Here is a 24,657-nt window from a genome sequence, read left to right as displayed (position 1 = left end):
GTCCCGGACGGTCGCGAGCATCGCCAGTTGGAATGACGGCGCTCCAGACGACGACTCCGACGGTGACCGACTGCTCCGGCCGGCCGACCCGCTCGCCTCCGTCCTCCACGGGCTGCTGACCCTGGAAGACTTCTTGGTCGCCGGCGGACTGCAGGTCACGGACACGTCCACGGGCGTCACCTTCCGGCCGGGGTGCCGCGACGGGCTGGAGGACTGGCGCGACTGGCACCAGTTCGCCGACACCGGAAGCCTGCTCGGATTCGGCCACGAACCCGTGTCACCCTCGGCGGCGCGCTTCGGCGACACCGTCCGGCTCACCGTCAACGACGAGCAGCGCGACAGCCCCGTGATCGAGCTGTCCGTCACCGTGCTGCGCACCCTGCTCGACTCCGCGGAGCGCCACTTGGCGGACTTCCTCGGGCTGGCCACCGACTGGATCCCGCACCACCTGCCCGGCCACTGTGCCGCCCCGGTCACCGCCGCGCTCGCCCGCGCGCTCGACCTTCCCGCACCGGCCGCAGGGCCACGGTCGCCACGGCCGTAAACGGGCGCGACACCGCCACCCGCCTCGTCACCCGCCCGGGCCACGGCCGGATCCGACCGTGGAGCCCCGGGCCGGTGAGCCGCCCGCGGCCCCGCGTACCTCCCGCGTGGTCCTCGGAGCGCGGACCCGGGGTGGTCGACGTACGGTGAGCGCGAGATCACCGACCGTCGATTCCAGGCTGCGCGGAGGTACACAAATGCGTACGGCCCACGAGACCGCCCGCGATGTGCGCACGCCACCGGCCCCGGCCGCGGAGGGCCCCGTATGACGGCGCGGGCGGGGCGCGGCGGAAGTGCCAGGTTCGCCGCCGCCCACACGCTGCCCGCCCTGGTACGGGGCTTCGTGAGCGCCCGCCCCCGTGCGGTGCGCGGGCACGCCGGGCCGGACCGGCCCCGCTGGTCCGCCGCCACCCTGCGGGCGCTGCGCGACCGGCACGGCGGGGCGCCCGTGCTCGTACGGGGACTGACCGGCACCGTCCTGCTCATCCTCGACCCGCAGGACATCCGGCAGTTCTACGCCGAGCCGGTCGGCTCCACCGGCCGGCCCGCCGCCGGCGCGGACGGCTGCGCCCATGCCGGACTCGACGCCGGGCAGCGGTCGGTCGACGACTCCGTGCTCGCCGCGGGACTGCCGGTGCACCCCTCGTGCGGGGCCTTCCTCTCGGTCCTCACCGACGAGGCCCGGCGCCTGACGGCCGGCGGTTCCCTCGAACTCGCCCGCGTCAGGCACTCCGTGGCCCGCGCGGCCCGGCGCATCGTCCTCGGGGACGCAGCCGCCGAGGACGTGGAACTCGGCCGCCGCCTCGGGCGGTTCCACGACCGGGCGGGTGCGCGGATCGCCGCCTACGCCGACCTGGCCGAGCCGCACACCCTCATCGGGCGGGCCCGCCGCCACGCGGACCCCCTCGGGGGGCCGGACGCGGCCTGGCCGGACCCGGTCGGGCAGGTCCGCCAGTGGCTGGCCGCCTTCGACCTGGTCCCCGGCATCCTGCTGCGCACCCTGCTGCTGCTCGGCGCGCATCCGGCCGAACAGGACGCCGTCGCCGCCGAGGCACGGGCCGCCGGATGGGCGCAGGGCAGTGCCCAGGGCGCGCTGCCCCGGCTGCGGGCCTGCGTCCGGGAATCGCTGCGGCTCTATCCGGCCGTGCCCGACCTGATACGGATCACCCGGGCCGAGACCGAATGGCGGGGCGTGCGGCATCCCGCCGGGACCTGCGTGGTGCTGCCGGTGCTGTTCCACCAGCGCGACCCCGAACACGTCCCCGCCGCGCACGTCTTCGTACCGGGCCGGTGGGCCTCGCGCGAAGCGGACCGGGACGTCCGGATGGCCCCGTTCAGCCATGCCGGCGGACGCTGCCCCGGCGAACAGCTGGGGCTGATGGTCACCGCGGCGCTCTGCGCGGAAGTGCTGCGCGGACACCGGGTCCGGCCCGTCCGGCCCGTGCTCGACCCCCACGGCCCGCTCCCCGCGACCCTGGACCCGCAAGGGATCCGCCTGCGCCTGAACCGCCGTTGACGCCACCACCGGCCCCGGCCGCATTCCGGCGGCGTCAGGGCAGCCGGCCCACCCGCCCTGCCCGCCTGACCGACCTGCCCCCGTCCTGCCCGACGTTCACCCGACCCGACGAGGAATCCATGTCCGACGCCGCGACCCCCGGGACCTCCGCGACATCCGCGCCCACCGACCCGGACGCCGATCAACTGGGCGCCCTGTGCCGGGAACTGGCCGAGACGGCCGACGCCGTCGGCGAAGCCGCCCGCTACGCCTCCCGGCTGGCCCTCGGCTCCCGGCTGCCGGTCAGTGCGCTGGGCCTCGGCAGCCGCCGCCGCGCGGCCTGGCGCACGCTGCTGCGCACGCTCAGCGACCCGGACGGACTCGGCTGGGCCGCCCGGGGCCGGGGCGTGGCGCGGGCCGGGTGGCTCGCAGGGGTGTTCACCGGCCGGGAGAGCCTGGCCGTGAGCCTCGCGGTGTGCGGCCTCAGGGGCCGGATCCGGGCCGAGAGCGCCCGTAACACCGCGAGTTGGGCGGACCCGGGCGCCGCCGAGGTGTTCCTCGCGGTGGAGGAGGGCCGGCAGGCGGACGCCGTACGGGCGTTCCGCGAGCTCGTGCGCCGTCGCGGAGAGGGGCCCGCCTTCGCGCTGCTGAACCCCTCCTTCGCCGACATCCTGGCCTGGAACGCGCTGACCGACGACAACCCGTTCAACGACCACGCCGGCTGGCAGGTCGCCACCGGCAGGGCCGTGACCGCCGAGCCGCTCCTCGGGATCACCGCCGCCCTGCGGGCCTTCTTCGACCGGGGGCCCGCCTGCTCCGAACCGGGGAGCCGCCTCCTGGCCGAGCTGGACACCACCGGCACCCCGGCCGGGTACCGGGGCAACGCCGACCGGATCGGCGGGTCCCCGGGTGCGGTCCTGCTCCAGCAGGTCACGGGCCCGGACGGGGTCGAGCGGTGCGTGCTCCAACTCGCAGGACCACCAACGGATTCCGGCCGTGCGGACACCTCGTACGATGCCCCGTACGACACCCCGTACGAGGAGCCGGCCGCGCACGTCCGGGACGTGGCCGCGACCGTACGCCGCCTCGTGCCGTCCGGGACCGAACTCGCCCTGCTCGGCCACGGTCCGGGTGCCCGGACGGCCGGACGGCTCGCCGCGAGCCGGGAGTTCACCACCGTCTACCGGGTCACCTGGGTGGGATCCGGCCCCGAGCCGGGACCCGCGGCGGCCCTCGCCGCCTTCGGGGGCCGGGTCACCGGAAGCCACCTCGTGAGGCTGCCCGGCCACCCCGACGTCTACGTTCCGGGGAGTCCCCAGTGACGGACACCGCCGGGCCCGCGCCGCGGGCCGAGACCGGTCCGGCCCCGGCCGAGGGCCTGCGCGCCCACTCGGCCGCACTGCGCTCGCACGCCGAGCGGCTGCGCCGCGCCGCCGGAGACCTCGACTGGCAGGGCCCGGGGGGCGACGCCTTCCGCGCCGAGGTGGAATCCCTGGCCGCGCGCTGCGCCACCGCGGCGGGTGGCTTCGACCTGGCGGCGGCCCAACTGGCCTGCCCCGGGTCCCGGGAGGGGAAGCGGGGCAGGCGCCGGCGGACCGGTTGAGCGGAAGCCGGCGGGATCCGGCGGGATCCGGCGGGGGAGCGGGCGCCGGAATGGTCAGAGGACCAGCGACAGCAGCAGGACGAAGCCCAGGCCGACCACCGAGATGATGGTCTCCATCATCGACCAGGTCTTGAGGGTCTGGCCGACCGTCATGCCGAAGTACTCCTTCACGAGCCAGAACCCGGCGTCGTTGACGTGGCTGAAGAACAGCGATCCCGCTCCGATGGCCAGGACCAGCAGGGCGGTCTCGGTGGACGGCATGCCCGCCGCGAGCGGGGCCAACAGGCCGGCCGCGGAGATGGTGGCGACCGTGGCCGAGCCGGTCGCCAGGCGGATGGCCACCGCGATGAGCCAGGCCAGCAGGAGGGTGGGTATCGCCCAGTTCTCGGACAGATCCATGATCATCTGGCCGACGCCCACGTCGATCAGCGTCGTCTTGAAGCCGCCGCCCGCACCCACGATCAGCAGGATGCCCGCGATCGGTGCCAGCGACTTCTCCACCGTCACGGACAGCCGCGCCTTGGTGAAGCCGGCCGCCCGGCCGAGGGTGAACATGCCCACGAGCACCGCCGCGAGCAGCGCGATCAGGGGTGATCCGGCCACGTCGGTGACCCGCTGCACGCTGTCGGCCGGGTCGTTGACCACGATGTCGACCAGGGCCTTCATCAGCATGAGGACCACCGGCAGCAGCACGGTGAAGACCGTGGCCCCGAAGCGCGGGCGGTGCTCCGGCTCCGTCGTGGGCCGCTGCGGGACCATGTGCTCGGGCGCCGGGATGTCCACCCATCGGGCTGCGTACCGGGAGAACACCGGACCCGCGATGACCACGGTCGGGACGGCGACGAGCACGCCGAGCGCGAGGGTGAGGCCCAGGTTGGCGTCGAGCGCGTCGATGGCGACCAGCGGGCCCGGGTGCGGCGGGATCAGCCCGTGCATCACGGACAGGCCGGCCAGTGCGGGGATGCCGATCCGCATGAGCGAGTAGTTGCCCCGCTTGGCCACCAGCAGGACCACTGGGATCAGCAGCACGATGCCGACCTCGAAGAAGAGCGGGAGGCCGATCACCGAGGCGATCAGCACCATCGCCCACGGCATGGCGCGGCCCTTGGCGCGCGCCAGGATGGTGTCCACGATCTCGTCCGCGCCGCCCGAGTCGGCGAGCAGCTTGCCGAGGATGGCGCCGAGCGCGATGAGTACGCCGACACCCGCGACGGTGGAGCCGAGCCCGGTGGTGAAGCTGGAGACGGTCTTGGCGAGGGGGGCGCCGGCGAACACCCCCAGGGCGAGCGAGCCGAGCGTCAGCGCCAGGAAGGCGTGCAGCTTGAGGCGCGTGATGAGCAGGACGATGACGGCGATGCCCGCGAGGACGGCTATCCCCAGCTGGGTGTTGCCGGCCGAGGTGATCGGCTCGGCGGCGGCCGCTGCCAGAGTCTCGACGCTGAGACTGGTCACGGTGACGGTTCCTTCGTTCTCGTTCTTGGGCAGGACGGGGCGAGGCAGGGGAGTGGGGCGGGGCCCGGGGTGGGGCCCAAGGTGGGGCCAGGGGTAGTGCCCGGGGTGGGGCCCGGGCGGCTACGCGACCGGTGACGGGAGGCGGCGCAGGGCGGCCAGGGCGCGCGCGGTGATCTCCTCCGGTTCTCCGGACACGTCGACGAGGACGCCGAGTTCGTCCGGCTGGAGCGGCTCCAGCGCGGCGAACTGCGAATCCAGCAGCGTGGTGGGCATGAAATGCCCCTTGCGCGCGGCCATGCGCTCCTCGATCAGCGGCCGCTCGCCGGTGAGGTGGACGAAGACGGTGTCCGGCGCGACGGCCCGGAGCCGGTCCCGGTAGGCCCGCTTGAGGGAGGAGGCGGAGACGACCCCGCCGCCGATGCCGGCCCGGTTGCGCATCCATTCGCCGATCAGGTCCAGCCAGGGCTGGCGGTCCGCGTCGTCCAGGGGGATGCCGGCGGACATCTTGGCGACGTTGGCCGCGGGGTGGAAGGCGTCGCCCTCCGCATAGGGGAGGGCGAGCGCGTCGGCGAGCAGCCGGCCCACGGTCGTCTTTCCCGTCCCGGCCACACCCATCACCACAATGACGCGCGTCATCGCGCACCTCGTTTTCGTCGTTCCTTGTCTTCGTTGACACGGGCCCGGAGGACCTGGGCACCACTGAAACCTATTACGTAGTACTTATTCAAGGGTTCATCGGTAAAACATCACATCTTTTGGCCACTCGGCGGTCACCGTACGCTTACGCCATGACCACTGAAGGGCCGGGCAGCCAAGGGCTCCACTCCCACGTGCTGGACACCATCGGCCTGGCGATCACGGCCGGGGAGCACCCGCCGGGCAGCGTGCTGCGCACCGACGAGATCGCGGAGCGCTTCGGCGCCTCGCGGACCGTGGTCCGCGAAGTGGTCCGCGTACTGGAATCGATGCAGCTGGTCGAATCCCGCCGCCGGGTCGGCGTCACCGTCCGCCCCACCGAGGAGTGGAACGTCTACGACCCGCGCGTCATCCGCTGGCGCCTCGCCGGCGCGGACCGCCCACGGCAGTTGCGCTCCCTCACCGTGCTGCGCTCGGCCATCGAACCGGTCGCCGCCGGACTCGCGGCGGTCCGGGCCACCCCGGAGCAGTGCGCCGAGCTCACCGAGGCGGCCCTGGGCATGGTCCGCACCTCACGCGGCCATCAGCTCGAGGGGTACCTCCGGCACGACATCGCCTTCCACCGGATCGTGCTCAACGCCTCCGGCAACGAGATGTTCGCGCGGCTCGGCGACGTCGTCGCCGAGGTCCTGACCGGGCGCACCCAGCACGCGGTGGTGTTCCACGACCCCGACCCGGCGGCCGTCACGCTGCACGTACGGGTGGCCGAAGCCGTACGGGAGGGCGACGCGGCCGGCGCGGAGGCGCTGACGCGGCAGATCGCGGTCGGCGCCCTGGAGGAACTGGACGTACTCGCGCCATAGGCGGCGTGTACGTCCGTACGGTCAGTCGCGGACCGGGGCGTTCACCGGGGTACGGGTGTCGGCGCCGGCCGCTCCCAACGCGCTGCCCGCTCCGAGGCCCGCGAGCAGGCGCAGTCCGTCCTCGGCGGGGGTGCCGGGGGCCGCGGACAGGACCAGCAGCTCCATGCCCGACTCGCCGGGCAGCGCGAAGTTCTCCTGGTGCAGTTCCAGCAGTCCGACCAGCGGGTGGCGGTACGCCTTGCGGCCGTGGGTGCGGGCGCGCACGTCCGCACGGGCCCACAGGCGGCGGAAACGCTCGCTGCCCATGGCCAGTTCGCCGATGAGCGCGGCCAGCCCGGGGTCCTCGGAGTACTGGCCGGCGGCCAGCCGCAGGTGCCCGACCACGTCGAGGGTGCACTGCTCCCAGTCCGCGTAGAGACCGCGCTCGGCCTCCTCCAGCGATGTTCAGGCCCGGCATCGGACGGCCGAAGAGGAGCCCGGCGAGGCGGTTCCCGGCGAGCGCGTTCAGGCGGTGATCCATGATCAGCGCGGGCGCGCCGACGACGAGGTCGAGGACGCGCAGCACCTCCGGGCGGATCTTCCCGCCCGGCGCCTTCGCGCGGCGGCGGCGCTGCCGGGCGAGCCGGTAGAGGTGCTCCCGCTCGGTCTCGTCGAGGCCGAGGACGCGGGCGAGCGCGTCGAGGACCTGCTCGGAGGGCTGGGTGGCGCGGCCCTGCTCCAGGCGCACGTAGTAGTCGACGCTGACCCCGGACAGGTGCGCGACCTCTTCGCGGCGCAGGCCGGCGACCCGGCGGCGGCTGTCGGTGGGGATGCCGGCGGCGGCCGGGTCGACCCGTGCGCGCCGGGTCCGCAGGAAGCCCGCAAGATCGTCCATGGGCCCAGTATCGCCGGGGCGGCGCCCGCGAGGGTGGCCCTGTCAGTGCCAGGAACTCCGGTCCGACGGATGACGCGCCCCTGAACGACGGGCGCCGTGGGGCCCAGGATCGAAGGCATCCGACACCGAGGAGTTCCCGTGAAGACGCTGATCGTCCACGCCCACCCCGAGCCCCAGTCGCTCAACAGCTCGCTGAAGGACCTGGCGGTGTCCACGCTGGAGGGCGCCGGACACGAGGTGCGGGTGAGCGATCTGTACGCGATGAACTGGAAGGCGGTCGTGGACGCCGGGGACTACGGCCCCCACGCGTCGAGCCCGCTGAAGGTCGCCCTGGACTCGGGCCGGGCCTTCGAAGCCGGGGAGCTCACCCCGGACGTGCTCGCCGAGCAGGAGAAGCTGCTGTGGGCCGACACGGTCATCTTCCAGTTCCCGCTGTGGTGGTACTCGATGCCCGCGATCCTCAAGGGCTGGGTGGACCGGGTGTTCACGTACCGTTTCGCGTACGGGGTCGGCGAGCACAGCGACACCAAGTACGGGGAGCGCTTCGGCGAGGGCACCCTCGCGGGCCGCAGGGCCCTGCTCGCGGTGACCGCCGGTGGCCCGGAGTCGCATTACGCCGCTCGCGGGATCAACGGCCCCATCGACGACCTGCTGTTCCCGATCCACCACGGGATCCTCTACTACCCGGGCATCGAGCCGCTGCCGCCGTTCGTGCTGTACGGCACCGACCGGATGGGCGCCGAGGACTACGCGGTCGCCGCGAAGGCCTGGGAGGAACGGCTCCTCACCCTGGAGTCGACCGAGCCCATCCCCTTCCGGCGGCAGAACTTCGGCGACTACGAGATCCCGTCGCTGCAGCTGAAGGAGGGTCTGGAGCCCGCGGGGCGCGGGGGCTTCGGACTGCACGTGCGGTGACCGCTGGCCGCGGGGCCGCGGGCCGCGGGGTGGACCGGGGTGCCTGCGGGCGGAGCGGGGCACTTGCGTGTCGAGCGGGGCATCTGTGGGTGGCCCCGCCGTCCGGCGTACCGGTACCGCGTGTCGTTGGACCAACTCGTTGACGCTGCGGCGGCATGAGCGTTTTTGATCTTCGTCGGACCCCCTTCCGGGAGATGCTCCCCCTCGCTTCGGCCGGAGCAGACGACCATTTCCGTTCGGCGAAGGGGTACTCGCATGTCTTCCACAGCAAGAACCGGACGAAGGGCCCGGCTGGCCGGCGGCCTCGTACTGCCGGTGGCCGTGGCACTGGGCGGATTCACGGCCCCGGCGGTGGCCTCCGGCGGTGGGACGGGCGTGGCTACGGCCCCGGCCGAGGCTGCCGGGGCCGGCGGCGTCGAGTCGCGGGAGGGGACCGCTCCGCATGCGGCGTACGCGTCCCCGGTGTCGGGCGCTCCGCAGCCGCTGCGGGCGGGCCGGGCGCCGGAGTCGGTCCTCGTCGGGCCCGACGGGGGCTGCGGGCGGGAGCGTGCCGAGGCGGTCCCGCAGGGCGGCCATCCGTGCCCGGGCGAGGCTGCCGGGGCCGGCGGCGTCGAGTCGCGGGAGGGGACCGCTCCGCATGCGGCGTACGCGTCCCCGGTGTCGGGCGCTCCGCAGCCGCTGCGGGCGGGCCGGGCGCCGGAGTCGGTCCTCGTCGGGCCCGACGGGGGCTGCGGGCGGGAGCGTGCCGAGGCGGTCCCGCAGGGCGGCCATCCGTGCCCGGGCGAGGCTGCCGGGGCCGGCGGCGTCGAGTCGCGGGAGGGGACCGCTCCGCATGCGGCGTACGCGTCCCCGGTGTCGGGCGCTCCGCAGCCGCTGCGGGCGGGCCGGGCGCCGGAGTCGGTCCTCGTCGGGCCCGACGGGGGCTGCGGGCGGGAGCGTGCCGAGGCGGTCCCGCAGGGCGGCCATCCGTGCCCGGAGGAGGGGCAGGGCCCCCGGGGGCCGAAGGGCGCGAAGGGGGAGAAGGGAGCCGCGGGACCCAAGGGCGAGGCGGGCCCACCGGGTCCCAGGGGTGAGCCGGGCGGGAAGGGCGACGCCGGTGCCAAGGGTGACGCCGGGCCCCCGGGACTCCGGGGCGAGCCGGGCGAGAGGGGTGAGAGGGGCGAGAGGGGGAGCCACGGGCCCAAGGGGGATGCGGGACCCAAGGGGGATGCGGGACCCAAGGGGGATGCAGGGCCCAAAGGTGACGTCGGGCCGAAGGGGGATGTCGGGCCCAGGGGGGATGTCGGGCTCAAGGGGGATGCGGGGCCCAAGGGTGACGTCGGGACGCCCGGGGGGAAGGGGGCGGCGGGGGAGAAGGGGGGCGCCGGGCCCAAGGGGGACCGGGGTGCCGTCGGGCGGAAGGGGGATCCGGGGCCCAAGGGGGACGTGGGGCGGACCGGAGACGTCGGGGCGGCCGGGCCCCAGGGGCAGCAGGGGCCGGCGGGTCCGGCCGGTCCGGCGGGTGCGCAGGGGCTGCCCGGCCTTCCCGGAACCGCGGGGCCGCAGGGGTTCGCGGGACCGTCCGGGCGGCAGGGGGCCCCGGGCCCGACCGGCGTGACCGGGCCGGTCGGGCCGCTGGGCCCGGTGGGTCCGCAGGGGGTGCCCGGCCCGACCGGGCCCTGCACCTCGGTGGACAACCAGATGCCCAACAACTCCGAGGAGTTCGCGCTCGTCCTCAAGGACGGCAAGACCTACCTCGGCCGCCGGACCCGCGACATGGTGGGCCAGTGGGGCGACTTCGGCTGGACCGACCTCACCGTCGCACCGGTCACCGGCTACCCCGCCGACGTCTGCACGGTCGCCCTGGCCATCCATGGCAACGACGTGAAGGTCAAGGCCATCACCAAGACGGGCAGGCTCTACCACACCCACTGCGTCAGCAACGGGCGCACCGTCATCTGTGACGCACCCTGGGCGCCCGTGCATCCGCAGCCCGGAGCGGTGCCGCCCCCCGCCCCCGGCGGCCTGAGCCGGGACCCCGCCCGATCCTGACCGCACCCCCGGCACCCGCCCCGTACGCCACACTGGGCGGGTGCTGGGACATCGCGACGGGTACGAGGCCGGGGGCTCCGCCTCCTTCGTGGGGCGGACCCGTGAACTGGCCCTGATCGATCGGGCCTTGCAGGATGAGCGGCTGATCACCCTGACCGGGCCGGGCGGCGTCGGCAAGACCCGCCTGGCCCGCCGCGCGGCCGACCTCACCACAACCAAGCCCGCCGACACGGCCGGGGCCGCCGGCCCAGTGGGCCCCTTCCCCGACGGGGTCCACTGGGCCGACCTCTCCCCGCTCCACGACGAGCGGCTGCTCGTGGCCACCGTGGCCGACGCCCTGGACCTCGCCGACCACACCGCCCGGGCCCCGGCCGCAGCGGTGCGGCAATGGATCGGCGAGCGCCGGCTGCTCCTCGTACTGGATTGCTGCGAGCACCTGGTGACGGCCGTACGGGACCTCGTACGGGAGCTGCTCGACGCGGCGCCGCACCTCGTGCTGCTGCTCACCAGCAGGCAGCCGCTCGGACTCGCGGACGAACGCGTCCTGGACATCGGCCCGTTGCCCTACGCCGCGGACCCGTCCGGCCCCGAGGAGGCCCTCGCCCTGTTCACCCGGCGGGCCGCCGCTGCCGCCCCCGGACAGGCACCGCCCTGGACCGAGGCCCGGCTCGCGGCCGCCCGCACCGTGTGCGCCCGCCTCGAAGGGGTACCCCTCGCGCTGGAACTGGCCGCCGCGCAGTTGACCGACCACACCATCGAGGAACTGGCCGAGCGGCTCGCCCGCAGGATCGGCCCGCTGTCCACGCCCGCCCCCGTCCAGCCGCCCCGCCACCGCGCGCTGCGCACCGCCATCGGCTGGAGCCACGAGTGGTGCGCACCGCGCGAACGGCTGCTGTGGCTGCGGCTGTCCGTGTTCGGGGGAACCTTCGACCAGGCGGCCGCACGAGCCGTCTGCTCCGCCGCCCCGCTCACCGCGACGGAGGTCCCGCCGCTGCTCGACGCCCTGGTCGCCAAGTCCGTCGTACGCCGGGGCGCGGACGGCTCGTACCGGATGCTGGACACGATCCGGGAGTACGGGGCCATGTGGCGCGACGAGGCCGGGGAGCGCGAGGCGCTGCGGGACGCGCACGCCGCGTACTTCACCGAGCTCGTGCGCGCCGCCGAGCGGGACTGGCTCGGCCCCGCCCAGCGGACCGGGTACCGGCGCGTCGAGGCGGTGCACGCGGACCTGTGTGCGGCCCTCGACCACCACCTGGCCACCGCCGCCCCGGAGCGGGCCCTGGACCTGGCCGCCCGGGCCGGCTTCTACTGGGCCTGCTGCGGCCACCTGCATGCCGCGCGCGGCTACCTGGAGCGGGCGCTGGCCGCCGCACGCCCGGAGCAGGTGGCCCCGCGGACCCGGGTGCGCGCCCTGTGGGCGCTCGGGGTGACCCTGCTGCTCCAGGGAGAACAGGAGCAGGCCCACCGGATCGCCGTCGGCTGCGAGGCCCTGGCCGCGGGGCTCGACGAGGGCCCGGACGGGAACGGGGGACCGGTGCTGGACGCCGCGTACCTGCTGGGCCTGAGCCACCTGCTGGCCGGGCGGCCACTTGCCGCGCGGATCGTCTCCGACAACGCCCTGGAGGCCTTCCCCGGCACGCCCTTCGACTCGGGGCCCCGGATCCGCTGCCACCTCGTACGGGTCTTCGCGCTCACCGGAACCGGTCTGTTCACCGACGCCCGGGAGGAGGCGGAACTGCTGCGCGCCGGCTGCGCCGAGCGCGGCGAACACTGGACCCGGGCCTACGCCGACTACCAACTGGCCCTGATCTGCCTCTTCGAGGACCGCCCCGCCGAGTCCGCCGTCCACGCCCGCGCCATGCTGGAGAGCAAGCGCGAACTGGGCGACAGCTTCGGCACGGCCCTGGGCCTCGACCTGCTCGCGGCGGCCCGCGCGGCGACCGGCGACGGGGCCGGCGCGGCGCGCGCCTACGGCACGGGCCACGCCTACTGGCAGGCCGTCGGCCACCCGCAGCGCGGCACACCCGAACTGGCCTCGGTACGAGCCGAGTTCGAGCGCACCGCGCGCGGGGAGCTGGGCGACCAGGCCTACGAGGAGGCTTTCCGCGAGGGCCTGCGGCACGGCCACGCCCTGCGCACCCGCCCCACCCGTACGAGGGCTGAGCCCCGGTCACCGGGGCGGGGCCGTCCCTCAGGGCTGGTCGGGGAAGCCCGCGAAGTAGCCGGCCGCCATGTCCTCGTCGCCGTGGCCCAGGGCGTCGGCGCGGTGGAAACGCGCCCGCGCGGCGACGGCCAGGTCCACCGACACCCCGGCCGACTCCGCGGCCTCGGCGATCAGGCCGGTGTCCTTCTCGGCGCCGCGCACCGTGAAACTCGGCGTGAAGTCCCGGTCCAGTACGGCCCGCATCTTCGCCTGGAGGTACGGATTGTCCATCGGGCCGCCGGTCACGGCCCGCGCGAACAGGTCCGGGTCCACCCCGAGCCCCTCGGCCAGCGCCAGGGCCTCGCCGATCGCCGCCGTCACGGTGATCGCGTACCCGACGGTGGCCAGCTTCAGCCGGGTCGCGGCCCCCGGCTCCTCCCCGACCCGCAGCACCTTGCTCCCGACGGCGGCGAACACGGGATCCAGCCTCGGGTCGGCCGGACCGCCGACCAGCACCACCAGGGTCCCCGCCTCGGCGGGCTGCCGGGTGCCCTGCACCGGGGCGTCCACGAAGACCAGCCCGTGTTCCTCCGCGAAGCCCGCCAGTTCCCTGAGGGAGGCCACGCCGACCGTGCCCATCTGCGCCCACACCTGACCCGCGCTCAGACCCTCCACGGCGGCGGCCATGGCCCGGGCCACCGCCGCACCGTCGGCCAGCATGGTGATCACCACGTCCGCCCCGGCCACCGCCTCGGCCGGGCTGTCGGCGACCACGGCGCCGTCGGCGGCGAGCGCGGCCGCCTTCTCCCGGGTCCGGTTCCAGACCCGGACCTCCAGCCCGGACCGCAGCAGGTTCCGGGCCATCCCCGTTCCCATGATTCCGGTCCCCAGCAGCGCGACGGTGCTCATGGCGGTACTCCCCTTCCGACGATCCCTCAGATGTTCCCGGGACACAGTCTCCACGGGCGCGGCGCCCGCTCCCGCCACCGGAGCCCCGACCCGACGGCGGGGGAGCGGACGGGGAGCACCGGCGGCAGGGTGCCACCGAGGAGCGCCGGTCCTCCCGGGCGCGCATCTTTCGGTCGGCGCGGGCCAGAAGGGATCCATGAAGCGAAGCTGCGGTTCCTCCGCGCGCGGTGTCGGACCGCTCCTGCTCCTGCCCGTCCAGGCGGCCCTGATGGTCGGGCTGGGACGGCTGGTCACCGGACCCGCGGCCGGGCACTGGCCGCTGTCGGCGGAGGCCTCGGTCGGCAGGGACCTGGCCGAGGGCCGGGATCCGGTCACGTCCGCGGTTACGGCGCTGTTCTCCGGGCTCGCCGGCACCCAGGCCGTCATCGGCGTGACGCTGGTCTGCGTCGTCGCCCTGCTCGTCCTCCCGCGCGTCGCACTGCGTGGCGAGGCGCTCTTCCTCGGCGTCTCGGTGGCCGCGCAGTCGGCGGTGTTCGTGGTGGTGACGGCCCTCGTGGACCGCCCGCGGCCCGCGGTTCCCCACGAGGACGCCGCGCCGCCCACGTCGAGCTTCCCCTCCGGGCACGTAGGCGCTTCCCTCGCGCTCTACGGGGGACTGGCCGTCATCGCCGCGCTGCGAACGCGCGGCCCGTGGCGCCACGCGGTGACGGGCGCCCTGCTGCTGATCCCGCCGGCCGTCGGACTGTCGCGGATGTACCGCGGCATGCACTACCCCAGCGATGTGGCGGGCGGCCTCCTCAACGGCGCGCTGACCCTGCTGATCACCGGGTTCGCGTTGCTGTACGGGCGACGGCCCGACGCGGAGCCCGACGGAACGGAGCGATCCGACCGGGAGGTGCCCGCCCCGCGCGCCGCCGGTGGCCCGGTCCTCGTCGTGCGCCACCCGCACGCCTGCCCGGACGAGCTCGCGGACCGGCTGGCCGCCGTCCTGCGCGAGCACGGCCACCGGGACCCCCGATGGATCCTGACCTCCGCCGAACTCCCCTGCGGCACCCTGGCGCAGGAGCTCCGCACCGTCCGCCCCGCCCTCGTGGTGGTCTGCGGAGGCGACGGCACCCTGCGCGCCTGCGCCGAGATCCTGGCGGGCACGCGGATCCCGCTGGCCGTCGCGCCCTGCGGCACCGGAAACCTCCTCGCGCGCAACCTCGGCCTCCCGATGGATCCGGCCGCCGCCCTGGCCGAGTCCCTGTCCGGCGAGAGCTTCGCCATCGACGTGGGCCGGGTCCGGGGCGACGGGCTCGAGCCGACGCGGTTCACCGTCATGGCCGGCGCCGGATTCGACGCCGCGATGGTCCGGGACGCCTCCCCGCGGCTCAAGTCACGGATGGGCTGGGCCGCGTACGTCCTGTCGGCCCTGCGGCACCTGCGCGATCCCGGCGTCCGCCTCACGGTCCGCGTCGACGGGGGCCGCCGGCTGCGGCGCCGGGCCCGCATGGTCGTCATCGGAAACGTCGGCACCCTGCAGGGCGGCCTGCCGCTCCTGCCGGCGGCGAGACCGGACAGCGGACGCCTGGAAGTGGTGCTCTTCGACCCGCGCGGCCCCGCCGGATGGCTCACCGCGGCCGGGTACCTGGCGGCCCGCCTGCTGCGCCGCCGCCCGCCGGCAGCTGCCGGCCCGGCCGCCCGGGACGGGCGCAGCGAGGCCGGGGGAGCGCTGGAGTACTTCAGCGCCACCCGGATCGACGTCCGCTGCGCGGTTCCGCAGCCGCGCGAACTCGACGGTGACGCCGTGGGCGACGGTGTCCGCCTCACCGCCGAGATCGAACCGGGAGCCCTGCGGGTGTACCTGCCCCGCGCGCCCGGGGCGCCGCAGGCCCCACTCGCCGACCAGCTTCCGGCGGCGCTCCCCGGCACACCGTCCTGAAGTCCGCCGCCCCCCCGCGACACCGGTCGGCCGCAAGCCCCGTAGGTCCGCGGGCTCCGCGGTCCACCGGACGAGACACCGGAAGGCAGGAACACGATGGGCACCGCCAGACGGGTACCGCAAAGCCACGACGTGAGAGGCGAGGAGCTCTCCGCCGACGAGGCGTGGACCGCACTGCGCCGCTACGGAGGCTGGAGCCTGGCGCGCGACTCCTTCGTGCGCTTCCGCTACGCCGACGGCTTCAGCCACGCCCGTGCGCTCGCCCTGCAGACCGTCCTGTCGATCGTCCCGCTGGCCATCGCCGCCATCGGCCTGTCCGGGGTGCTGCACACCGAGGACGTGGGCAGGGTCGCCGAGCTGACCATCCGCGGGCTCACCAGCGGCCCGGGCCAGGACGTCGTGGAGGACGCGCTCAGCGAGAGCCGACGCCACGCGGGCGACGGCGGCCAGGCCGCGCTGTGGCTGGGCCTGCTGTTCTCCCTGGCCAACGTCACCACCGCCCTCTGCCAGGTCGAACGGGGCGCCAACCGCATCTACGGCAACGAGCGGGACCGGCCCTTCCTCGCCAAGTACGGCCGGGGCCTGGTGATGGCGGCCCTCGCGGGCCTCCCGCTGGGACTCAGCTTCATCCTCACCGTGCTGGGCACCCACCTGACCCGTGCCCTGGCCGAGGTGTACCGGCTTCCTCCCGACACCGTGCGGGCCTGGGAACTCCTGCGCTGGCCGCTGGGCATCCTGCTCGCCGTCCTCGCCACCAGCGCGATCTTCCGCCTCTCCCCGCGCCGCCGGCAGCCCGGCTACACCTGGCTGGCCTTCGGGGCCGTCGTCCACCTGGTGCTGTGGAACCTCGCGACCTGGGCGCTGAGCCTCTACATCGGCGAGAGCAGCTCCTTCACCAGCGTCTACGGGCCCCTGAGCGCCATCGTGTCCCTGCTGCTCTGGTCCTACCTCACCTCGATGGCCCTCTTCCTCGGCCTGTCCTTCGCCGCCCAGCTGGAAGCCGTACGGGCGGGGGTGAGGGAGCCGGTCCTGAAGGACCCCGGGGTCTGACCGCCCCGGCCGCCACCGGCGGCCGGAGACCCGCCACCGCACGCACAACAGGAGGGAGCCGCCACCATGGCACGGCGCACGGAAGGCGCTCGACGCGTCCGGCATCATCCGCGAGGTCCGCTACGGAGCCTGCTCGCGCGGCACGCCGGCCCCGACGCCACCTTCGGCGCGAGACTGCTGCTCGCCGCGGCCGCGACGGCCCTGGCAGCCGTACCCTTCGCCCTCGCCCTGGTACTGGTGGAGTCCCGGTGGGCGCCACTGCACCGCCTGGACCAGGGAGCGGCCGAACGCCTCCACGCCGACGCGCTCGCCCACCCGGACCGGGTCGGCCTCCTGCGCGTGCTCTCGGACCGGGTGTGGGACCCGGTCACCCTGCGGCTGCTGGTCGCCGTACTCGTGGCCTGGCTCGTGAGCCGGGGCGCCTGGCGGCTGGCGGCCTGGGCCGGGGTCACGGCGGTCGCGGGCGGCCTGATCGGGCTGCTGGCCAAGAGCGCGGTGGAACGTGCGCGACCGCATCTGCCCGACCCCGTCGCCCATGCGCCCGGCTTCTCCTTCCCCTCCGGCCACGCGATGACGGCCACCACCTCCTGTGCCGTCCTGCTGCTGGCATTGCTGCCGATGATTCCGCGCGCCTGGCGTCCACTGCCCTGGGCCGTCGCGCTGGTCACCGTGGTGGGCGTCGGATACACGCGGGTCGCGCTCGGGGTCCACTGGGTCAGCGACGTCGTGGGCGGCTGGCTGCTGGGCCTCGCAGTGGTCGCCGCGACGGCGCCGGCCTTCGAGGCCTGGCGGTCCGACACCGGACGGCGCCGCAGCGCGGTGGCCGAAGGCCTGGAGCCGGAACTCCCCGGACCCGACCCCGAAGCGCCCGGAAAAGTCTGCGCTCCGACCGTTTGGGCTCCCGGAGACCGGCCATAAACAGGGACAGGGGAGTCCGCGGCGGTGAGCGGCGCGGACTCCCCAGCGGGCCCGAGCCGCGTGATGGCATCCCCCCAGCCATCACGCGGCCAGGTCTACGTGCCCTGAGGGGCCACCACCGTGAACAGCGCCCCCTCGGGATCGAAGAGGACCATCGACCTGCTCGTGGTGGACGTCCGCACCGGAGAGGCGGCCCTGCCGCCGAGGCCGGTGGCGGCATCGATCGCGGTCTCGAGGTCGGGCACGTGGAAATGGAGATGCCAGCGGGGGCGTACCGCGGGGTCCGGGGCTTCTTCGAGCGCGCCGCCGCTGATGTGGGCGACGGTGTCGTGGCCGTGGCGCAGGACGACGCGGTCGTGTTCGTAGGAGACCGTGCAGCTGCCGGGTCGCCGGCTGTCCCAGTCGAGCACCTCCCCGTAGAAGATGGCGGCGGCGAACGCGTCCCGGGTCCGCAGTTCCAGCCAGGCCGGGGCGCTTCCGCGGCCCATCGACCAGTCGGGGACGGCCTCGCCGTGCCAGAAACCGAAGACGGCCCCCGCGGGGTCCGCTGCCAGCGCGGCCCGTCCGGTGCCGAAGGCCAGGGGGCCGACCGCCATGGTCGCGCCGCGCTCACGGATCCGTGCGGCCGTCGCGTCGGCGTCCTCCACAGCGAAGTACGGCGTCCAGACCGCGGGCAGGCCCAGACCCTCGGTGAGTGTGCCGATGCCCGCTACGGGGGCCCCGTCGCGGAAGGCGACGAGGACTCCGTCGCCGAGATGGGTGGGACGGAATTCCCAGCCGAGCACGGCACCGTAGAACCTCTGGGCGGAAGGGAGATCCCGGGCCAGGAGGCTGACCCAGCACGGGGTACCGGGGATCTCACCGCTCGACGTCGACACAGTTGCCGGCCTCATCTGCTGCTCACGTGGGACGGGACCCTTCCCACAGTAGACCGGACGACGGCGACGGGAGGGCTCCACGGCGTCGTCCCGGCCGTGTCGGGGAGCGTGGGCGGGTCGACGGGCGCGGCCGTGTCGACGGGCGCGGAGGATCGCCCTAGGGCGGCGGGGCGGGAGAGACCGCATCGTCCGGCTCAGGCTCGGCCGCGGGCTCCCGCGGTGATCTCCGCGCAGCGGGTGGCAACGGCGCCGAGGGTGCCCTCCGTACGGAGCAGCGCCCGCTGGACGCGCGCACCGTTGCCGTGCTCCAGGAGGCGGGCGATGCCCTCCCGGACGCGTTCCTCGTCGCCGTGGTCGGTCAGGGCTTCGCGTACGTGGGCGTGGAGCGCCTCGACGGCCACGGCGGGCGACGTCTCGCGCATCGTCCGGGGATCGATGAGCGGGCCGTCCAGCCCGGAGCGGCCGGCGCGCCAGGCCGCCAGCCGTAGCAGGCCCGTACCGATCCTGGCCGGCGGCTGTCCGTCCCGCCAGGCGCGCGCGGCGGTCTCGACCAGTCCGCGCACCAGGGCCGCCAGGAGGACCGGCGTCGACGCCTCCAGGCAGACGTCCGCGACCCTGACCTCCACCGTCGGGTAGGCGGCGGACAGCCGGGCATCGAAGTAGACCATCCCCTTGTCGCGCAGCACGCCGGTGCCGAGCATGGCGCGCACTTGCTCGTGGTAGCGGTCGGCGGACCCGAAGAGGTCCGTGGGCCCGGCCGACGGCAGCCGGTTCCAGACCCGGCTGCGGTAGCTGGCGTACCCGCTGTCCTCACCCTGCCAGAACGGAGAGTTCGCACTCATCGCGGTGAGTACGGGCAGCCAGGGGCGGATCCGGTCCAGGACGGCGACGCCCTCCTCGTCCGACTCGACCGACACGTGGACGTGGCAGCCGCAGGTCAGCTGCTCCTGCGCGGTCAGGCCGAACTGCTCGCCGACCCATGCGTACCGCTTGCCCGTGCTCAAGGAGGGCCGGACCGGCAGCGGGGAGGTGCCGAGGGCGGCGACCAGCGCCCCGGCGGACGCGGCGTGCCGGGCGGCTTCCGCCCGCCAGCGGGTGATCTCCTCCAGGAGCTCGCCCATCTCGGTCACCGGGGCGGTGGCGAACTCCAGCTGCTCCTCCTGCAGTTCCTTCTCGAAGGTGTGCCCCTGCGGCTCGTCGCCCTCCGGCTGCCGTTCGACGGACCGGTCCGCGGCCGCCAGCACGGCTCCCGACAGGGCCAGCGTCTCACCGCTGCGGGCGTCCACCAGCAACAGCTCTTCTTCCACGCCTACGCTTCGCATGCCGCCGCCCATCGATCCACCGTTCACGACGCCTCACGCCTGCCCCGCCCCGTCCCGACCATGCGGCGCTGGCCAAGGCGGTCCGCCCGGGCGTTTGCGGGCCGCGATCCGGGTCAGACGGGGAAGAGCGAGGAAAAGATCAAGGCGGTCCCGGGCCCCGACGGGTCCGGGACCGCGGCGCGTGCGAACCGAACGAGGGAGGGCTCCCGCATGACGTTGCCGGGGGAAGGCGGAAGGAAGGCCGGGGGCGGTTCCGCGCCGTTCGGGCGCGATGTGGTGCTGGCCGTGGGGCTCGCGGGGATCTGCTTCGGCGGCCTGGCCGTCTTCCTCAAGGCCACCGCGGGGGCTTGGGCCCTCCCCCTCGCCACGGCGCTGGTCCTCGCGGTCGGCGTGATGCTGGCCAAGTGGAGCGTGTCACCCGTCCGGCGGCGCTCCACCGCCCCTCCGGCGCCCGTCCCGGCCCTGCACGGGGATCCGTACCCGGCCGAGGTGACGGCGGTACCGGACGTGCCCGCCGCCGGAGGGGTGCCCGACGTCGGTTCCGGTGCGCTGGACCACGCCGCGGCCGACGCCGACGGCTTCGAGCACGCGATAGCCGCGCTGTGTGCCCGTGACGGCTGCACGCCCGTGGAAGTGGTCGGTGGAGCGGGCGACTTGGGAGCCGACGTCATCGCCACGACCCCGGACGGACTGCGTGTCGTCGTTCAGTGCAAGCACTACGCCGACACCCATCGCGTCGGCTCGCAGGACCTGCAGCGCTTCGGCGGCACCTGCTTCGCCGTTCACGGCGCCGACGTGGCGGTCGTCGTGACCACGAGCTCCTACACCACCCGCGCCCTCGAGTACGCCGCGGCGTGCGGCATCGTCTGCGTCGACGGCGAAGCCCTGGCCGCCTGGACCGAGTCGGCCGTGGCCCCGCCCTGGGAATCGGACAGCCGCGATGCCGCCGAGCGGGTGGCCACCGCCTGACGACGCAGACTCCCCGCCCCGTCGCCCGGTACGGCAGATGGCGGAGGGAACTTGTGGAGCGGTCACGCCCTCAGCAGGCTTGTCCCATGCTCTCACCCGCCCCCGGACCGGTCCGCTCGTCTGCGGCAGCGGCCCGGCGCGCCGGTTCCCGTCGGGCGCTGGTCGGCGGCTGCGTCGGCAACTTCATCGAGTGGTACGAGTTCGGTGTCTACGGCTACCTCGCCACCGTCATCGCGGCGCACTTCTTCACCCCCGAGGGCGGCGGCGAGGCGGAGGGGCTCGTCAGGACGTACGCCTCCTTCGCCCTCGCGTTCTTCTTCCGTCCCGTCGGGGCGGCGGTGTTCGGGCGGCTCGGTGACCGGATCGGCCGGCGGCCGACGCTCGTCCTGGTCATCTGCCTGATGACCGGCGCCACGACCCTCATCGGCGCGCTCCCGACGTACGCCACCATCGGCGCGGCCGCACCGTGGCTGCTGACGTTGCTGCGGATCGTGCAAGGGCTGTCGGCGGGCGGGGAGTTCGGCGGAGCGGTCTCGGTCATGACGGAGAGCGCGCCGCCGGGCCGCCGGGGGCGGTACGGGGCCTGGCAGTCGTTCACGGTCTCGCTCGGCCTGCTCGCGGGAGCCGGTACGACGGCGCTCCTGGCGACCGTACTGACCCCTGCGGAGCTGAATGCCTGGGGCTGGCGGGTGCCCTTCCTGCTGACGCTGCCGCTCGGGCTCGCCGCACTGTGGCTGCGCGTGCGCCTGGACGAGACGCCCGCCTTCGCCCGGGCGCTCTCCCCGGCGGGCGCACCCCCGCGGCGACCCGCTGCCGGGGAGACGGCCCGGGCGATCGCGCTGGGCGCGGGGCGGGTCATGGGCTGGTCGGCGGCCGGGTACACCTTCCTGGTGGTGCTGCCCTCCTACCTCCAGAACACGCTGAACGCGACGTTCCAGCAGGCCCTCGTGGCGACCGTGCTGGCGAACCTGGGGTTCGCGGCGACCATCCTGCCCGCCGGCGCGATGAGCGACCGGCTCGGGCGGCGGACGGTGATGCTGGCCGGAGCGCTGCTGGTGGCCGTGCTCGCACTGCCGCTGCTGAACCTGGTCCAGGACGCCGGCGCGCCGGTGTACGCGAAGGGGGCCGCACTCTTCGCCGCCGGGGCCGCCGTCGGGCTGATGGCCGGACCCGGTCCCGCGATGCTGTCCGAGATGTTCCCGACCACGGTGCGCTATACGGGGCTCGGGCTGGCGTACGCACTGTCCAACGCCGTGTTCTCGGGATGCGCGGGGCTGATCATCACCAGGGCCGTCGTGTGGACCGGGGACGCCGATATTCCCGCGTACTACGCCGCGGGCGCCTGCGCGGTCAGCGTCGCCGCGCTGCTGACCCTGCGCGGCGACGACCACGAGCGGACGCTCCGGTGAGCGGCCCGTCGGTGGGCGGCCCGTCGGTGGGCGTCCGCGGGGCGGGCGCCCTGCGCGTGCTGGGGTTGATGTCGGGCACCTCCTACGACGCCATCGACGCGGCCGCCGCGGACCTGGCCCTGGACGGGGACACGCTGGTGATCACGCCGCTCGGCATGATCAGTACCGCGTACGAGAACGGTCTGCGGGCGGAGCTGGCCGGGGCGCTGCCACCCGCCGCGACGGATCTGGCCACGGTGTGCAGGCTCGACACGCGCATCGGCCAGGCCTTCGCCGCCGCGGCTGTCCGGGCCGACCTTGAACTGTGCGCCGGGCGCGCCGACTTGATCGCCTCGCACGGCCAGACCGTCTACCACTGGGCCGGGTCCGGCCGGGTGCACGGCACGCTCCAGATCGGCGAGCCGGCCTGGATCGCCGAAGCCACGGGCCGGCCGGTCGTCTCCGGCTTCCGCACGCGGGACGTGGCCGCCGGGGGACAGGGCGCACCCCTGGTGAGCGTCTTCGACGTCATGTGGCTGCGCGGGCGGCCGGGCGTCCCCGTGGCGCTCAACCTGGGCGGCATCGCCAACGTGACGGTGGTCGCGGCCGGGGCGGGCGGCGCACCGCTGGCCTTCGACACCGGACCCGCCAACGCGCTGATCGACGCGGCGGTACGGGAGCTCGCAGCGGGGGGCGCCCCGGGCGGGGCGCGGTCCATGGACGTGGACGGCGTGCTCGCCGCACACGGAACCGTGCACCCGGGGCTGCTGCGGAAGCTGCTGGACGAGCCGTACTACGCCCTGCCCGCACCGAAGACGACGGGCAAGGAACTGTTCCACCTGCCCTACCTGCGCGCGGCGCTGGACACCTGCCGGCCGCTGTCCGCCGAGGACGTCGTCGCCACCCTGACCCGGCTCACGGCACGGACCGTCGCCGACGCCGTACGGCCCTTCAGACCGACGGAGGTGATCGCGTCGGGCGGCGGCACCCGCAACCCGGTGCTGATGCGGTGGCTGCGGGAGGAACTGGGCGGCGAGGGCGCGGTGCTGCGGACGTCGGACGAGCTCGGACTGCCGTCCGGCACGAAGGAGGCGTACGCCTTCGCCGTCCTGGGCTGGCTCACCGCGCACGGTCTGCCCGCGACCCTCCCATCGTGCACCGGCGCCCGGCACCCCAGCGTCCTCGGCTCGCTCACCCCCGGCGGGACGGGCCGGAGCCTGCCCGCGCCGCTCGCGACGGCGCCCGACCGCCTGGTCGTCCGGGAATTCTCCCTCGGTTGAGCGGTGGAATGACCGCCGCGGAGATTCAGGGCCGATCGGCAACTACGGACGGAATTCCCGGGTAGACGCGACCCAGGGCACACAGACGGATCAACCGTTCCGTCGAATTCCCGACACGAGAACGAGGCCACCATGATTTTCGCCGGACTCATCCTCCTGCTCATCGGATTCCTGACAGGAATCTCCATCCTGTGGACCATCGGGATCATTCTGCTCGTAGTGGGCGCGGTGCTCTGGATTCTGGGCTCGGTCGGGCACGCGGTCGGCGGACGACGCCACTATTGGTGACCTGTTCCACGGCGCAGGGCTACGCGGATTTGGAGCGTGACGTCCGATCATGAATTCCTCGCAGAAGGTGCGCCCCCCGCCCGCAGAGGCGGAAACGGTCAGCGACTTCGCGCGGCTGTCCAAGAAGATCCAGGCGGCCGGACTGATGGGACGGCGCCCGGGCTACTACACACTGCGCATCACCGCCGTGACGACCCTCTACGCCCTGGGTTGCACGGCCTTCGTCCTCATCGGGAACAGCTGGTGGACCCTGCTCGCCGCCGGATTCCTGGCCGCCGTCTTCGGGCAGGTGGCACTGCTGGCGCACGACGTCGCGCACCGGCAGGTCTTCCGCCTGCGCAGGTCCAGCGAGCTGTCCGGGCGTCTCGCCGGGAACCTCGGCATCGGGATGGGATACGGCTGGTGGCAGGACAAGCACAGCCGGCACCACGCCAACCCGAACCACGAGGACCTCGACCCCGATCTCGATCCGGACATCCTCGTCTGGACCCAGGACCAGGCCCGGGCCGCGAAGGGACTGCCGTGGCTCCTGGGGCGCTCCCAGGCGTTCCTGTTCTTCCCGCTGCTCACACTGGAAGGCTTTAACCTGCACGTGTCCGGGATCCGGTCCCTGGCCGACGGCGCCCTGAAGAACCGGGTGTGGGAGGGCCTCCTCCTCTTCACGCACATCGCGGTCTATCTCGGCGCGCTGTTCCTGGTCCTTCCGCCCGGCAAGGCGATCGCGTTCCTGGTGGTCCACCAGTGCCTCTTCGGCATCTACCTCGGATCCATCTTCGCCCCGAACCACAAGGGCATGCCGACCCTGCGGGGCGCGGACCGGCCGGACTTCCTGCGCCGCCAGGTGCTGACCTCCCGCGACGTGCGGGGCGGCCGCTTCACCGACATCGTGCTCGGCGGCCTGAACTACCAGATCGAGCACCACCTCCTCCCGAGCATGCCCAGCCCGCACCTGCGCCGGGCCCAGGCGATCGTCCGCGGCCACTGCCAGGAGCTCGGAGTGAGCTACCTGGAGACCAGCCTGATCAACTCCTACCGGCAGACCCTCGCCAGCCTCCACCACGCCGGCGCCCCGCTCCGGCGGCCCCGCGTGCGGCATCCCGCGCCGAGCAGTCCGTAGCCCGGTCCGATGCGTCAGCATGATCTCGTCGTCATCGGTGCGGGATCCGGCAACGCCGT

The 24,657-nt window shown here is 74.5% G+C and carries 21 protein-coding genes and 1 pseudogene; 15 read left to right on the top strand and 7 right to left on the bottom strand.

Annotated elements, in window-relative coordinates:
* Nucleotides 1–133: 133 nt before the first annotated feature.
* The 4 genes from OG435_RS37000 (at nucleotide 134) to OG435_RS36985 (ending at nucleotide 3,641) form a co-directional block, all read left to right on the top strand.
* Entirely contained in the window at nucleotides 134–544 is a 411-nt protein-coding gene (locus OG435_RS37000) for a hypothetical protein (protein WP_266883835.1), read from the top strand.
* A gap of 264 nt (nucleotides 545–808) precedes the next feature.
* Nucleotides 809–2,059 carry a cytochrome P450 gene (locus tag OG435_RS36995; protein ID WP_266883833.1) on the top strand — a complete coding sequence of 417 codons (1,251 nt, stop codon included), beginning with the start codon at nucleotides 809–811 and terminating at the stop codon, nucleotides 2,057–2,059.
* Nucleotides 2,060–2,178: 119 nt separating this feature from the next.
* Complete coding sequence (locus OG435_RS36990; protein WP_266883831.1) at nucleotides 2,179–3,360, top strand: hypothetical protein; 1,182 nt, start codon at nucleotides 2,179–2,181, stop codon at nucleotides 3,358–3,360.
* Nucleotides 3,357–3,641, top strand: coding sequence for a hypothetical protein (locus OG435_RS36985; RefSeq protein WP_266883829.1), 285 nt, complete (start codon nucleotides 3,357–3,359; stop codon nucleotides 3,639–3,641). The genes OG435_RS36990 and OG435_RS36985 overlap by 4 nt, the downstream gene beginning before the upstream one ends.
* 54 nt (nucleotides 3,642–3,695) lie before the next feature.
* On the opposite strand, the gene OG435_RS36980 is transcribed toward OG435_RS36985, so the two are convergent.
* Nucleotides 3,696–5,093: a gluconate:H+ symporter gene (locus tag OG435_RS36980; protein WP_266883827.1), complete on the bottom strand. Its 1,398-nt coding sequence runs from the start codon at nucleotides 5,091–5,093 to the stop codon at nucleotides 3,696–3,698.
* A 120-nt stretch (nucleotides 5,094–5,213) separates the two neighbouring features.
* Complete coding sequence (locus OG435_RS36975) at nucleotides 5,214–5,729, bottom strand: gluconokinase (RefSeq protein WP_266883825.1); 516 nt, start codon at nucleotides 5,727–5,729, stop codon at nucleotides 5,214–5,216.
* A gap of 152 nt (nucleotides 5,730–5,881) precedes the next feature.
* On the opposite strand from OG435_RS36975, the gene OG435_RS36970 reads away from it, so the two are divergent.
* A complete protein-coding gene (locus tag OG435_RS36970) occupies nucleotides 5,882–6,592 on the top strand; it encodes a FadR/GntR family transcriptional regulator (protein ID WP_266883824.1) in 711 nt (236 codons plus the stop codon).
* Nucleotides 6,593–6,613: 21 nt separating this feature from the next.
* Here the strand turns inward: OG435_RS36970 and OG435_RS36965 are convergent.
* Nucleotides 6,614–7,466 (bottom strand): annotated as a pseudogene (locus OG435_RS36965) (helix-turn-helix transcriptional regulator).
* Between the two features lie 138 nt (nucleotides 7,467–7,604).
* Here OG435_RS36965 and OG435_RS36960 point away from each other — a divergent pair.
* Nucleotides 7,605–8,381: an NAD(P)H-dependent oxidoreductase gene (locus OG435_RS36960; protein ID WP_266883822.1), complete on the top strand. Its 777-nt coding sequence runs from the start codon at nucleotides 7,605–7,607 to the stop codon at nucleotides 8,379–8,381.
* Nucleotides 8,382–9,806: 1,425 nt separating this feature from the next.
* Nucleotides 9,807–10,412 (top strand): hypothetical protein, encoded by a 606-nt coding sequence (locus tag OG435_RS36955; protein ID WP_266883820.1) that lies wholly within the window; start codon nucleotides 9,807–9,809, stop codon nucleotides 10,410–10,412.
* On the opposite strand, the gene OG435_RS36950 is transcribed toward OG435_RS36955, so the two are convergent.
* Both OG435_RS36950 and OG435_RS36945 read right to left on the bottom strand, forming a co-directional pair.
* Nucleotides 10,315–12,540 (bottom strand): hypothetical protein, encoded by a 2,226-nt coding sequence (locus tag OG435_RS36950; RefSeq protein WP_266883818.1) that lies wholly within the window; start codon nucleotides 12,538–12,540, stop codon nucleotides 10,315–10,317. The genes OG435_RS36955 and OG435_RS36950 overlap by 98 nt on opposite strands.
* A 63-nt stretch (nucleotides 12,541–12,603) precedes the next feature.
* Nucleotides 12,604–13,494, bottom strand: coding sequence for an NAD(P)-dependent oxidoreductase (locus OG435_RS36945; protein ID WP_430625842.1), 891 nt, complete (start codon nucleotides 13,492–13,494; stop codon nucleotides 12,604–12,606).
* A 166-nt stretch (nucleotides 13,495–13,660) separates the two neighbouring features.
* On the opposite strand from OG435_RS36945, the gene OG435_RS36940 reads away from it, so the two are divergent.
* The 3 genes from OG435_RS36940 to OG435_RS36930 all read left to right on the top strand — a co-directional run bounded on the left by OG435_RS36940 (nucleotide 13,661) and on the right by OG435_RS36930 (nucleotide 17,356).
* Nucleotides 13,661–15,388, top strand: coding sequence for a diacylglycerol kinase family protein (locus OG435_RS36940; RefSeq protein WP_266883814.1), 1,728 nt, complete (start codon nucleotides 13,661–13,663; stop codon nucleotides 15,386–15,388).
* 96 nt (nucleotides 15,389–15,484) lie between these two features.
* Nucleotides 15,485–16,438: a YihY/virulence factor BrkB family protein gene (locus OG435_RS36935; RefSeq protein WP_266883812.1), complete on the top strand. Its 954-nt coding sequence runs from the start codon at nucleotides 15,485–15,487 to the stop codon at nucleotides 16,436–16,438.
* A 66-nt stretch (nucleotides 16,439–16,504) separates the two neighbouring features.
* Nucleotides 16,505–17,356, top strand: a complete 852-nt coding sequence (locus OG435_RS36930; protein ID WP_266883810.1) for a phosphatase PAP2 family protein — start codon at nucleotides 16,505–16,507, stop codon at nucleotides 17,354–17,356.
* Nucleotides 17,357–17,451: 95 nt separating this feature from the next.
* Here the strand turns inward: OG435_RS36930 and OG435_RS36925 are convergent, their stop codons facing one another.
* Together OG435_RS36925 and OG435_RS36920 are read right to left on the bottom strand one after the other, a co-directional pair.
* Nucleotides 17,452–18,183 (bottom strand): VOC family protein, encoded by a 732-nt coding sequence (locus OG435_RS36925; protein ID WP_266886419.1) that lies wholly within the window; start codon nucleotides 18,181–18,183, stop codon nucleotides 17,452–17,454.
* A 245-nt stretch (nucleotides 18,184–18,428) separates the two neighbouring features.
* Nucleotides 18,429–19,556 (bottom strand): glutamate--cysteine ligase, encoded by a 1,128-nt coding sequence (locus OG435_RS36920; RefSeq protein ID WP_266883808.1) that lies wholly within the window; start codon nucleotides 19,554–19,556, stop codon nucleotides 18,429–18,431.
* 210 nt (nucleotides 19,557–19,766) lie between these two features.
* Here OG435_RS36920 and OG435_RS36915 point away from each other — a divergent pair, with 210 nt between their 5' ends.
* The 5 genes from OG435_RS36915 to OG435_RS36895 all read left to right on the top strand — a co-directional run bounded on the left by OG435_RS36915 (nucleotide 19,767) and on the right by OG435_RS36895 (nucleotide 24,598).
* A complete protein-coding gene (locus OG435_RS36915; RefSeq protein ID WP_266883806.1) occupies nucleotides 19,767–20,525 on the top strand; it encodes a restriction endonuclease in 759 nt (252 codons plus the stop codon).
* A gap of 86 nt (nucleotides 20,526–20,611) precedes the next feature.
* Entirely contained in the window at nucleotides 20,612–21,934 is a 1,323-nt protein-coding gene (locus tag OG435_RS36910; RefSeq protein WP_266883804.1) for an MFS transporter, read from the top strand.
* Between the two features lie 50 nt (nucleotides 21,935–21,984).
* Entirely contained in the window at nucleotides 21,985–23,193 is a 1,209-nt protein-coding gene (locus OG435_RS36905; protein ID WP_266886417.1) for an anhydro-N-acetylmuramic acid kinase, read from the top strand.
* Between the two features lie 132 nt (nucleotides 23,194–23,325).
* Nucleotides 23,326–23,481 (top strand): DUF6131 family protein, encoded by a 156-nt coding sequence (locus OG435_RS36900; protein ID WP_204357835.1) that lies wholly within the window; start codon nucleotides 23,326–23,328, stop codon nucleotides 23,479–23,481.
* Between the two features lie 49 nt (nucleotides 23,482–23,530).
* A complete protein-coding gene (locus OG435_RS36895; RefSeq protein ID WP_266883801.1) occupies nucleotides 23,531–24,598 on the top strand; it encodes a fatty acid desaturase family protein in 1,068 nt (355 codons plus the stop codon).
* The last annotated feature ends 59 nt before the right edge of the window (nucleotides 24,599–24,657 follow it).

It is taken from the genome of Streptomyces sp. NBC_01264 (assembly GCF_026340675.1).
Classification (GTDB): Bacteria; Actinomycetota; Actinomycetes; order Streptomycetales; family Streptomycetaceae; genus Streptomyces.
This window is presented reverse-complemented; position numbering and strand designations above follow the sequence as displayed.

Bases quoted from the DNA above. Each gene is read 5' to 3' on its own strand.
- OG435_RS36910 (WP_266883804.1), top strand. From the start codon at position 20,612: ATGCTCTCACCCGCCCCCGGACCGGTCCGCTCGTCTGCGGCAGCGGCC.
- OG435_RS36930 (WP_266883810.1), top strand. From the start codon at position 16,505: ATGGCACGGCGCACGGAAGGCGCTCGACGCGTCCGGCATCATCCGCGA.
- OG435_RS36900 (WP_204357835.1), top strand. From the start codon at position 23,326: ATGATTTTCGCCGGACTCATCCTCCTGCTCATCGGATTCCTGACAGGA.
- OG435_RS36970 (WP_266883824.1), top strand. From the start codon at position 5,882: ATGACCACTGAAGGGCCGGGCAGCCAAGGGCTCCACTCCCACGTGCTG.
- OG435_RS36995 (WP_266883833.1), top strand. From the start codon at position 809: ATGACGGCGCGGGCGGGGCGCGGCGGAAGTGCCAGGTTCGCCGCCGCC.
- OG435_RS36915 (WP_266883806.1), top strand. From the start codon at position 19,767: ATGACGTTGCCGGGGGAAGGCGGAAGGAAGGCCGGGGGCGGTTCCGCG.
- OG435_RS36990 (WP_266883831.1), top strand. From the start codon at position 2,179: ATGTCCGACGCCGCGACCCCCGGGACCTCCGCGACATCCGCGCCCACC.
- OG435_RS36935 (WP_266883812.1), top strand. From the start codon at position 15,485: ATGGGCACCGCCAGACGGGTACCGCAAAGCCACGACGTGAGAGGCGAG.
- OG435_RS36975 (WP_266883825.1), bottom strand. From the start codon at position 5,729: ATGACGCGCGTCATTGTGGTGATGGGTGTGGCCGGGACGGGAAAGACG.
- OG435_RS36920 (WP_266883808.1), bottom strand. From the start codon at position 19,556: ATGCGAAGCGTAGGCGTGGAAGAAGAGCTGTTGCTGGTGGACGCCCGC.
- OG435_RS36895 (WP_266883801.1), top strand. From the start codon at position 23,531: ATGAATTCCTCGCAGAAGGTGCGCCCCCCGCCCGCAGAGGCGGAAACG.
- OG435_RS36940 (WP_266883814.1), top strand. From the start codon at position 13,661: ATGAAGCGAAGCTGCGGTTCCTCCGCGCGCGGTGTCGGACCGCTCCTG.